The 11,920-nt window shown below is 47.3% G+C and carries 9 protein-coding genes; all 9 read right to left on the bottom strand.

Going from position 1 to position 11,920, the window contains the following annotated elements:
- Positions 1-1,200, bottom strand: a 1,200-nt coding sequence (locus ABUA47_RS19205; protein WP_349831906.1) for an SWIM zinc finger domain-containing protein, incomplete at its 3' end; no start/stop codon positions are given.
- Positions 1,201-1,229: 29 nt separating this feature from the next.
- Positions 1,230-2,105, bottom strand: coding sequence for a DUF4261 domain-containing protein (locus tag ABUA47_RS19200; RefSeq protein ID WP_009316579.1), 876 nt, complete (start codon positions 2,103-2,105; stop codon positions 1,230-1,232).
- A gap of 31 nt (positions 2,106-2,136) precedes the next feature.
- Positions 2,137-7,752, bottom strand: a complete 5,616-nt coding sequence (locus ABUA47_RS19195; protein ID WP_117515205.1) for a DUF4253 domain-containing protein — start codon at positions 7,750-7,752, stop codon at positions 2,137-2,139.
- A 270-nt stretch (positions 7,753-8,022) separates the two neighbouring features.
- Complete coding sequence (locus tag ABUA47_RS19190; RefSeq protein WP_009316581.1) at positions 8,023-8,616, bottom strand: DUF2625 family protein; 594 nt, start codon at positions 8,614-8,616, stop codon at positions 8,023-8,025.
- A gap of 135 nt (positions 8,617-8,751) precedes the next feature.
- Entirely contained in the window at positions 8,752-9,579 is an 828-nt protein-coding gene (locus ABUA47_RS19185) for a hypothetical protein (protein ID WP_224241386.1), read from the bottom strand.
- Positions 9,576-10,019: a hypothetical protein gene (locus ABUA47_RS19180; RefSeq protein ID WP_018665640.1), complete on the bottom strand. Its 444-nt coding sequence runs from the start codon at positions 10,017-10,019 to the stop codon at positions 9,576-9,578. Before ABUA47_RS19180 ends, ABUA47_RS19185 begins: the two co-directional genes overlap by 4 nt.
- Positions 10,020-10,258: 239 nt before the next feature.
- Positions 10,259-10,570 (bottom strand): hypothetical protein, encoded by a 312-nt coding sequence (locus ABUA47_RS19175; RefSeq protein ID WP_081032677.1) that lies wholly within the window; start codon positions 10,568-10,570, stop codon positions 10,259-10,261.
- Positions 10,571-10,593: 23 nt separating this feature from the next.
- Positions 10,594-11,184, bottom strand: coding sequence for a DUF4948 family protein (locus ABUA47_RS19170; protein ID WP_009316585.1), 591 nt, complete (start codon positions 11,182-11,184; stop codon positions 10,594-10,596).
- A gap of 70 nt (positions 11,185-11,254) precedes the next feature.
- Positions 11,255-11,803 carry a hypothetical protein gene (locus ABUA47_RS19165; protein WP_009316586.1) on the bottom strand — a complete coding sequence of 183 codons (549 nt, stop codon included), beginning with the start codon at positions 11,801-11,803 and terminating at the stop codon, positions 11,255-11,257.
- Positions 11,804-11,920 lie beyond the last annotated feature (117 nt).

Raw genomic sequence — 11,920 nt, 5'->3', positions numbered from 1 at the left:
GGTTTCCTCGGGCATCGCCACACGGACGGCATTGCCCGCGTTGTCCAGCAGCGTGTAGTCTTTCCCGTTACGGGCAACCCTCACGTCATCCACAAGCAGGGGGACGTCCTCGAAAAACGGATTCGTCAGCATGGCCGTGCGGTACACCGCGGCAGCCTGCTTCAGGTTAGGGCTGCACGCCGGCACAAAGTTTTCTTCCGCGAGTACGGACTCCCGGAACAATGCACGCCGGCATGTACCCGTGCCGTTGTAAAAGCATAGCGCCCCTTTATAGGCACTGCCCGGAATCCAGTTCTCGGTGGAAAAGGTACCGGCAACGGCAAAACTCAGGTATCTGGCGAAAAGTCTGCTTTCCTTTCCGTAAAACCAGTAGATGTCGGTATTGATATCGTTGACTTTACGGGACTGCTTGTGAAGCACGAGCCAGCTGTCCGCCACCGGCTCTCCGGCAAGGACGTTGTCCTTGGACTGGGGATATCCGATCTGCGTGCGTATCTCGTCCTTCCATTCTTCGGGAAGGCCGTCCATGTTTCTGTAGCTCTGCATGAGCAGGTACAGCCTGCCCATGCTTTCCGTCAGGTCGGATTTCCAGCTTTCCGAGTCGAAGTCTATAGCCTCCATGGCTCTCAGTCTCCCCGCAAGTCCCGGTGCCTGGGCATCCACCATCCTCCGGGCCATGTTGTCAAACAGGGTATAGGCACGTTCCGGAACATTCAGGAATCCGTTGCGCACCAGGTCCTTCATCCATACCTCAAGGTCGGATATGCCTCCCAGTACCTTCTGGTGCCGCTTCTCCTGCCTCTTGGCCTGAGCCGCTTCATCCACAGGGGTTTCGCTTTTGGCTTTCTGCTCCTTCTTTTCGGCCTTCTCCGTTCTTTTGGCAAGCCACGCCGTCACCCATTCCGGCTCTTCCGCCTGCGTGAACTGGTCAGGCTGGCGGGCGTACAGCAACAGCAGGCCAAGCCCATGCTTGCACGGGAATTTGCGGCTCGGGCAGGAACACTTGAACGCAATGTCATTCAAGTCTATCACCGTCTGGTAGGGATTCTTTCCGCTTCCCTGGCAATGACCCCAGACGGCACGTCCGCTGCATTCCTTCAGTACCCATTTGCTCAAGGTCGCAAGTCCTTTGCCGGCCTTTACAGATGAGTCGTCGGGAGCGAGCTGCAATATCTGTTCTTCTGTCAAGTTCAATGGCATACGCAACAAGTTAATTGGTCATTGGTAAATCATTCCCTGTTCCCGGCTGCATATTCTCCCGTGTTGATGTCAAGTACGGGACGCTTGGGCTGTATCAGCGCGTCTTCGTATTGGCATTTCCACTGGATGCTGCGGTCCATATCACCGTCTTTGATTCCATCGATGGTTTCTCCCGAATCTATTTCGTTGCCGCTTGTAAGCAGATAGGAAGCCACGTTGTAGGCATGGTTCACTATCCAGTTCGGATCAAGTCCGCGGAAGTGGTACTGCAGGTCAGGCAGGAACAGCGTGTTCATCCCGAGTGTATCGACCAGCATGTCGTCGGAACCCTGAATCGTGAAGAAACGGACGTTTACGGCATAGCGGATGAACCGGTCAGGACCTTCTATCTGATTGCCGCGGATTTCCTCCGCCTCGAACAGTTTCCCGCTGCCGCTGAAGAAGAACGCTTCGCAGGACGGGAACAGTTCGGCGAGCGCTTCAAGGTAGTCCATTTCCAGATTGGCACGTTCCAGAGAAGACAGGCCGCGGGCAAGGAAGTCCGTAGCGAGCATACTGTACCGGCATTCCTCAAGGATACGGTCACGGCTTTCCTGGCAGTCCCACATCTGGCTCCGGGTGAAGTCGTCCACGGTCTTTCCGTCAAAGTCCATGCACGAAGTCATCAGGAACTGCACGGGTGCTTTCCCGTCCTCAAACTCCACCATGTGGTCCAAAGCTGTGATGAAGACAGACTTGTCATCACCTTCGCGGCATTCTACATTGCCGAAATGCTTCCGGCATACATCAGCCACCCTCTGCGTATCCGGCAATTCAACCGGTTCCTTGAACAGAAGGTTTATAAGTAAAGGTCCTCCGGGCTGCAGTTCCTTTGTATTTAGGTCTTGTTGAAATACTTGATTCATATTGAAATGCTTTTGAATGTGAAAGAATCGGTTAATCCCACCAGAAATACCATATTCTGGATTGACGCAACGTGTCGGCAAGACTGCCTATGCCGTCACAGCTCTGGTCCATATCCGGACAGAAAGCATATTGCTGTATTGCGGCTTCCATTGCTCTGTCTTCCGGAACGGGAGCTGGAAGTTCATACTCCAGCTGGTCGCTGGTAAAGGTTCCCGGAACAGCACCGTATTCCTCGTACCAATACTTTGAGATGGCCATCAGTTCGGGGTTTGCAGGACAGTCGTTCCAGTTGCCGAATGGCAGGTACGCGAATATTTTCCACGGCTCCGTGACCGGAATACGGGCAAGGATCAGCGGATGCGTCATGTTCGTATCGGTATTCCAGTAGCTCGAATAACGGTTGTTGTCGAATCCGCCTTCAGGCTCTTCATCAATATCATCGTTGTCCTGCCCGGTCAGCTTGTCAAGGATGGATTTCCCGTCCATGACAGGAGCCTCAAGCAGCCTTCTGCGGAATTCATTGACTTTTTCCCGGTTGAATGTGTAATCATCCGAGCTTTCGCTGTCAGGATCCGAGTTCCCGATTATGTTTTCCCACAAACCTTCATCGACATTGACCAGAACGGGGATGAAGCCTTCCCGCACGCCGAGCCGTTGGGCATAGGTATAGGCTGACATGATAGGGTCATCGTCACTCATGGATGGGAAATAGGTGCATTCACAATCAAGATAATCCATGAAGGCACGGGCCAGTTCGTCTGGCTCAACGGTATCTTTGTCTATATGCAGCCCCTGCCAGTTGGCGAAGCGTCTGTCTATGCGTTGTGACATTGCCTGGTAATAATCCTCGTCATACGGGACAAACAGGTATGCTTCCTCTTTGAACTCATCGGAATGATACCTTTCCGGACCGAAATAATCCAGGGCGTGGTTGTCAATGTCTCCGGGATAAAATGGAGTTTCGTTGGCGCCATAGTAACTGCCATAATAGTAGTCGGCAAATGCACGGCCCTGTTTATTGAACAGGAATCTTGTAAGCTGCCCGTTCAGGTTGTCCTTTATGAACACCCTCAGGTCATCATCGGCCGAGCCGCTTTTGATCCGGGACACAAGGTCTCCGAACTGTTCAAGAAAATCATCCCTCATAAGGTCATTTACCATGCACCAGCGTAGATATATTGCCAGATGATTGTAGGCCGTAATTGTATCTAACGGCAGATCCTTCTCTTTGAACTTCTCCAGATGGCCTTCCGCATCGTCCATCACTTCATCCGTGTCATCCGGGAAATCGGGACCGCCATCGGCATCGTCTTCGCTGCCGTATGAGATTTTCAGAGTCACTTTGTCCGGAAGGGCAACACCCTGTCCACGTGTTATCCTATGTTTATCGACAGCAGAGAAGCCTATGGTTTCTCCGTCGTTGAGAACTGCATCGTATTCCAGAACATATCCTGCCATGCTGGCCAGGAAGTCTCTCACCTTTGACGGGTCGGCATCCACGTCAAGGACCTCCATTTCGTCCTTGCCGAAACACTCCATTCCATAGGTGTAGCCGCTGATTCCCTTTTCGGTACGGTAAAGCCCGAACCATATCCAGTTGTATATAGGCAGCGAATCCTCCTTCATCATTCCGGAAAAGCCTTCATAGAAACGGGGCTGGAAAACGACACCGCTGGTATAGATACCGGTTATATTCTTCTGGTGGCAGCAGACAGACAACAGCTTCACGTACAGTTTACCTCTTTCGATCAGGGACTCCTCTTTGCCGATAACGGCAACCATGATGTGAGCCTTATGCTCTTTGGCTGTTTTTTCGGCCTCCGACCACATGTAATTGTTCTTCGCGCATTCTTCGGCTTCGCCATTAGGTACGGGGGCAGGCATCAGGCTTACCGCCGCCATCATGTCACCCACGTCGAAGACCAGTGACTCGGGGTTCCGTTCCTCGTCAGATTTCTCTTCAGCGGTGATGTCCCACTGTTCTTTCAGATCTCTGATGTATTTTTCCTTGTCCCAGCTGTTGTCGGAGAGCAAGGCGAATCCCACGAATGTGCCGGCCTTTTTCTCACGTTCCTCGGCCTGCTTTGCCTGTTCCATCCAGTAGGAACGCACCATCTCGACAAGGGCCGTAGCATCCTTGACAGCCGTCTTTTCGTCATAGGGTTCCATCTCACTGAAGGTATGGCCGCAGTCTGACAAGCTGTCTCCTTCGTATCCACCATTCACGCCCAGCAGCCATTCACTGTCCTTGGTATCCTTGTATTTGAAAATGTAGTAGGTCATATCGTGCAGTACGAATGTTCCCGTACACTCGATCTCCGCTGGCTTATGTCCCAACTCCTGCGAGTGCGAGAGCCAGGCTATCATTGCAGCCAGAGCTGCTTCTTTCTGTCTGTTGTCCATATTCTTATCCCTTAGTTCGATATTTTCAGTCTCTCTTGTTTCAATATGCGTGTTGCTTGTGGCGCATGGCTCCACTGTATCGGATTCCTTCACGTTTGAACTGTTCTCCCGCTTCGAAATCTCCTCCATACACTCTTCGATGACTTCCTTGGCACTGCTGTCCTCCGGATCAAGTTCCGCCCAGCGTTTGGCATATTCTATCGCTTTTTCTTCTTGTCTCATAAGATATTGGTATGCGTATGCCATACGCATGTTCCAGTTCGCATTTTTCTCACCTTCGTCACGCACGGTCTCCATAAGTCTTATTGCCTTTAGTAGAACTCTGTCTCCTTTCCAGCGTTCTGTTCCTTCATCATTGTCACCGATAATGGCATAATTCTCATATGCACTTACAAGCAACATTTTTATCCTGTAGTCTTGTTGCTCTTCAGGTATTGCCTCCAAAGCCCTGATAGACTTCGTGTATTCGTCCTTCTCATTCCACTCTTCTATCTGACTGAAGAATGTATCATCTCCCGGACTGTACGAAATGCCATCAGGACTTTCTCCTTTCCATGGTTCGCTGTCTGAAAGTCTACATAACTGACCCTGCCTACAGAATTCGGAAAGGTAGAAAGAATACTCAGGATACTCATCAAGCAAAGGAAGCAAAGTTGAGATAAATACTTGCTGGTTATAGACAAACAGGTCGATATAGCTGTATTCCGTTCCGGTTGCACCCCCTGTTATCACACCGAGATTGCCCGGTTCAAGAATCTCTTCTGTTATCCTGTCTTCAAGATCATGACGGAAGTTCAATATATTATCTTCGCCAGCACCATTCTGGAAGACTATGTAAAGAGCTTGTGCACCGAAACCGTTGGCATGGTCAAATATCTCGGTTGAACCATGATAATAGTCAGCTACGATGGAGCTCAGACAGGTAGATCCTACTATCACATCGAAGCGCAGTTCATCACTTTCCTTCGGGGTCAGTTGATATCCCGTATAAACGTCCTTCGGATTCTCGAAGAATTCATGGCCGTGGGATTTCACGGTTTCCTCTATGTGCTGTCTCAACCCGGACAAGGCAATCATGCCTTCCTCAATGCCTGACGCTCTTTCTATACCATTGACATATTTGAATGAGACACCTTCTCCCAGTACAAGTTCCAAAATGACATGAAAGTTTCCGTCACTATTTTCTTCCGGTAAGGCACAAAGATTTTTGTCGTAATACCTGATGTTGAAGTTTTCTCTTTTTTCGTCATAGGATGCTTTTACCATGATCTTGCCCATATCGACATCGGTATCGTGTACACGGTATGCGAAAGACCCGACCTTGCCCGGGTTGAAGGGGAAGAACTTCCATTTGCCTTTCAGACACTCCGGCATACAGGATATGATGTAAGGATAGATGATGAAGAGATCCGGCCATCCTTCGACCGAGAACGTGAACTCATGGTCACCTCCGATATTGAAGTGCATGTCTTCCGATATCAGATTGGTTCCTTTACTGATAAACTCCATGAAGGCATCAGCTTCCTCCATGGATTTCGGATTCATCATGCCAGACAGCTTTTCTTCGTTTTCTACAAACCAGTTCCAGAATTCTTTCACTCGTCTGGTTAACGGCAAGTGCATATTGCACTGACGGATGATACTCAGGGTGTATTCATCTTCCGGATTAAGTTCCCTTGCCTTGCTGAAATAATCCAGGGCCTCCCGATAATTGTTCAGAAAATACTGGGCATATCCCATTCTGAAATTCCACCGTTCATCTTCAGCGCCTTCCTCCCTGACGGATTCGAGCAGTTCCGCGGCTTTGGCATATTCCTCAATATTGTTGTACGCCCTTGCAAGAAAGCCGGTCGTTTCAAAATCCCGTTCGGCTTCCGGAATCTGTTCCAGTGCATCGATGATTTCCTGATGCTTTTCGGCCTTGTGCCATTCGTCTATCTGCTCCATCAATTCGTCATTCATGTTCTCTCCGGTATATATGATTTGCTTTTTTTCCGGTTCTATAGGCTGGTCTGCAACCAAAGTCGGGAGGAATTCACTTGAAAGTTTTTTCAGGTCCTCTAACCGGGAGGCACACAACGTGAAGAGGGTGTACTGGTTGGGACACAGTGCATGACAGCTGTAAACGGGATAAGGTTCTTCATCCTCTGAATCTTGGTCGATACCCATGTCATAGAGGCGGTATTTTCCGCCGTCAAATTCCCTTTCTTCAATCATTTCCTCTTCCACATCAAGGAAATCCGGCTCACCATCGGTAGAGTATCCGGTGCATCTAACCGTGTGCCAGTTGTCTGCAGCCGCATCATAATAGACGAGGGTGCCTTCATCCGTATCTTCGAGATAGCTGCCCGGTAGGCTGAACCTGATCTTCCCGACCTTATGGTTGACAATTCCGCGCCGGTAGCCGATGGCAAATTCCGTTTCGTAGGGCGGTATCCCGTCAGTCGGGACAGGAACACAACCATGGAGTCTGCAAAGTTCCTCGTATTCCTTTTTGGGGAAAGGAAGAGACGGGTCAAGTGATGCTGTCGTTTCCAGCTCGCTTATGATGTACCCGTTGATACGGGCATCTTCTTCACTTCTTTCTGACGGCATGAAATAGCAGTCCTCCCACATGGCATTCAGGGCCATGCCTCTATGAAAACGTGCATCACGTTCCGAATTGTTCCAGATGAAGAAATCATCGGCAAAAGATTCGATTCCTTCTTCCCGGATACGCCTAACGACCTCTGAAAGACAGAAAGAACCCAAAGGTGAAATGACAATGCCGTTGTCTGATTGAGGGTAATATTTATTGATATCCCAACAGAATAACAAAGACGTGCTGCCTTTGTCCTTCTGCTCCTGGATGATTTCAAACAGTTTGGCCAGCCACTTGTGAAAATGTTTCTTCTTCATGGCCTCAAAGTCCCTTTCCGTGTAATAGTCCGTCTCGTCTTCAACCTCAAACCGGGTACGGGTCGCCTGTTGAAGTCTGTCGATGAACTCTATTGCTGCCTTGTGGAAGCCGGGACCAAGCATGTTGGTCTGGCAGTCTCCGTTTACGGAAATGACGTTGTCTGTATTTCCTTCTCCCTCATGTTGATAATTTAGGAACAAGTCGCCCAGCCTGCAAAAACTTACCGTCGAAGATGATTCATCGTGCTCTGCATTATAACCGGACTCAACAGCCTGACTTTCTACAGTCTGTTGAAACTTTTCAATATCCTTGATTTTAGTGTGAATGGTGAATCCAAGTCCCATAATTTCATTATTTTGTTTATAAATGCAAGATACCGATTTTATTCCAACTGGTCACATTTAATTTGTTAATAATAACAGAAATTTGGCACTATTGTAATACAATACGCCTTCCACATGGAAATCCATGCTTTTAATCATAGTTTAGCAACATTTTGTCAGTTCACTACATTGGGGTACAAGTTCTTCCGTAACACAAAAAATCCCCCTCCCATGAAAATCATGAGGAATTTAAGCGCATTTGCAGCTTTGTGTCAGAGGATAGCAATGAATTCACTCATTCTTGTCATTCTGGCCCAGAAAGGCAAACTGAAGTCTCAGGATTTCATCCATCGGAACGACTTTTCGGACTCTGCTCTCCAGACTTTCCGCCTCAGCCCAAAGGAAAGGATAAAAAGCTACGCCCTCACTGCTCTTCAGTTTCGAAGCATCGTTCTGCCAGCCGTCCCATCTGTAATCGGTATAGAACTTATCCGTATCGCCATGCAGACACCAATAGACGAATTGTCCAAATTTTATCTCCATATCTTCCATCTCCAGACAGTCGGGGGCAAAATAGCCGATATTGCCGTCGTCAAGACAGATGAACAATCCTCCCAGTATGTCTTCGCCGATCACTATCTCGTTGAACGGGAACAGACTGTTTCTAGTGACAAAGTTTAGTTCTCCCGAACCGTACAGCCTTATCCAGTTGTCAATGACTATACCACCTGTGTTTTCAAGGATTGCAGCCATCAGGCTACCGCTCTTGATCCGGTACTTCTCTTTCATTGCCTGCCTTGCTGCTTCATCCAGAGGCAGCACATTTATCGTTTTTGACGAACTTTTTATTTCATCAAGTATTCTCTGAAACATTTCATCGTTCATAGTCTTTATTTTTTTTCTGCTTAAAATTCTACTTTTCATCATACTCATTCAAAATAAATTGCACATTTATCTTGAACGTTATACCCATAGCATTTGCCGGAGGCCGTTATTACTTTTTTCATGTTTCTGTAAATCTTAAAACTCCATATCCTCCGTCCATTCCAAAGAGTCCACCGGACAAAGCTCTACTTTCTTCATTTCGTACCAAACGGTCAGCAATATCCTAATGCTGTCAGGCGTATATCCCTTAACCCATGTACATTCTACAAATTTTCGTCTGCCGTCTCTGATTTCCTCGAATGTGGCATGGCTCAGCAACCCTACACGGAACTCTCCAGCCATGTCCTCCTTTCTTACTTGCATGGCATAGACTGGTTTCCCGTAGCGTGTCGTGCGCCCGTCTTGGTCGATCAGACGCTGCAAGACTTCATTGGGCGTTTCCTGACGGGCTACTATGGCAAAACGTAGTGAAAGGTAATCCCTCCACCTTTGCGGTACTTCAGTCCGCTCATTCTCCGGCGGCATTGTCTTGTCCGAAAAAGAGGGAAACACAATATTCGCCGCCACCACCATAGCCACGATAACTGCCCAATAGACTGCTATTGCTCGTTTCCAGTAACGGGGACGTTCACGGAGTTCCTGCCGGACTTCCTTGCATATCTTCTTGTCGTCAAAAAATCCCAGAGGGATGGCTGACAGCAGCACCGCCAGACTCGCCAGACCGTAGAAAACAACCTTTTGTGGCACGTTTACCAGATGTACATACCCGTCTTGTCCCCTTGCCGCCAGAAATGTGCCGGCCAACAGGACGAATTCCGGGAGGATGCTCAGGAAGTATATTCCGGCAGCAAATGCCTTTCGCTTCCTTTTATTGTTCCATTCCGTGAAATGCGCGTAGGAAATTTTATGCAGCATCACCAACAGGCGGAAAAAACGGCTGAATATGTTTCTTCTATTTGTCATTTGAGTATTTCAGTTATCCATTTCAGAGCAGTTCCTAATAAAACCATTGCGGGAATAAGAAGCAAATAGAGAGGGAAAAAGAACAGGTTGCGCCGGAAGGGACTGAACTTGCGTCCCGCATAATGCTGCATGACCGCTTTCCGCCGGGAAGGCGGGTATATTTTGCCGAACAGACGGTCTGTCATGAAGACAGAAACGGAGAACACGATTAGAAGAACGGCTCCAAACACCTCGAATGCCAAGTCATCCAGAAAATGACCGCCTATGGTCAGAACCGGCATGAATATAAAAAACGTGATACAGGCCCACAGCATATCACTCCCACGGGGTTGTTTGAAACTGACCTTGTGATAATGCTCCCATGTTATTTCTCCCAACCAAAACAGATAGTCGAAGAAATAATAATGTCGTTCTTGCTCTTTATATTCCTGTTTCTTCATTCTAAACATAATGTTCGGCAGCCAATCGCTGTTTATGGCAATCTTTTCATTTCGCTCAATTACAAATATATATCATAAGGAAGAAACTTCAGAACATTCGGTCTTCCTTTTTTCTATGGTATGCTCAAAAGCATTTTTTGGGGATGCTTGTTTGGACGTTCTCCCTAAGGTCGGTGGAGCTGTCTCGCCCGAAAGTTTCCCGGCGTTTAATCGTTAGTTAGGGACAATAAAGCAAACCCCTATCCATAAATGACTATACAATTCCAACAACATCGAAGTAGTGTCAGTACAAAATGTACCAACAGTATTTTTCCGCTATACTTGAAACGATAGCAGGCAGATGCGACAAAGCCGATGGCACTCCAACCAATCGCCACCCGGCTTGTAAAGATATAGTTTTCGGAAGATTCATAGCTCCAACCTAATCCTTCACAACCTATCGGGTAAAGTTCCGGATGCTTTGAGAATTGTATAGAATCACTGACAACCATCCACAGCAATAGCAGACAGCATAGTCCCCACAATATCCTTAATACCAATCTTGATTTCATATTGTTTTGTTCATCATTTCAGGTTATCGTAAATGGTCTAACTCGATGTACCAACCTTCCTTGATGGGCTTGTAAAGCGTGGTGTCGTTGTACGTCCTGCGGTAGATCTCGTTTAGGTCGCCATGTTCGGTGATACGGATATTCCGACGGCTTCTCAATCCGGGATCGTAAACGAAACTCTTGGACGTTCCTGCATCTACGATACTGTGGGAGTAGTACGGCATAAAAAGGCTCACATATACCGAATCTGCCGTTTCCCATTCCCTGCGATCAACAAGGATAAAACCGCATCCAATCTCTGATAACAGGGAGTCGAGTAGGATTCGGTCTGGCTTTAACAGCCCATATACCGGGATGTCTTGTTCGTCATTTGATTCATAGGATGTATCACTTTGCTCTATTGAATCAAGTATAATGATCCCGTCAGGAGAAAGTGGCGGGTAGTGAAAACTACCTTCTGAACTCTCTGACATGATTTCGTACACCTTACGGAACGCCGCCTCGTGCGTGGCAAAGTGGCGTATCATTTCCTCATCGCTTGGCGGCATAGGCGGTTCTCCGCAGCTTGCAAGAAATAGTGTAATAAGAACCCCGATTACGTAATACATTCTCATGTTCTTCCAGTCTTATAACTACTTTAATAAGTAAATTAAGAAATTGCTTTCGCTATTTTGCCATTGAGTTTTACTTTCTCTTAAAATCGTATTTGGAATAAATCATGTCAAAATTTTCATTCTGTTCCCATGAATATCCGTAGAGAAAGAGCAACGTGTTTTCTGCTCCGCACAAAACCTCTGTCAAACCGTTATCGGACAAGATTTCTTTTACCTTTGGATATGTTAGATTAGGTAACTCAATGTTTAATAGCGATGAAATGTGATCGCGTTGGGCATCATCTATATTCAAGTGGATGGCAGTAACGTTTGGCGGGACAGGGAGTTGTGATGTCTCAAATTTTATTTCATCATCAGGATGTTCCTTGAAATACTTTTCAATCTTTCTCATAACAGCTTTGGTTACATGTTGGCACAGCGACAAATCACATGTGGACATTTCCATGTTAAATTTGAATGTATTGTTGAAAGCTTTCTGTAGCACAGCTTCAACACCAATTGGTTCGCCTTTGTGCAACCTGTCACAATCGAATGGTGAGTACTTCGGATGCAACTCTTTCACTTTCCAATAACCCGTTCTATATTGTGTAACCCAATCTCCAATATTGATTTTTTTCATGGCATTATTTTTTTTGTTCAATCTTTTCCTTCAAGCTTTGAATGTTTAGAGGATAGCCGACCGTTTAGGGCGGTTCATCCTCATGTTCGAGACAATTTTTATTTCCTTTATTACATA

This window comes from Bacteroides sp. RTP31139st1_H2_RTP31139_211217 (assembly GCF_040227615.1).
Lineage (GTDB): Bacteria > Bacteroidota > Bacteroidia > Bacteroidales > Bacteroidaceae > Bacteroides > Bacteroides uniformis.
The sequence above is the reverse complement of the archived record's forward strand: the minus strand, read 5'-3'. Positions and strand labels throughout refer to the sequence as shown.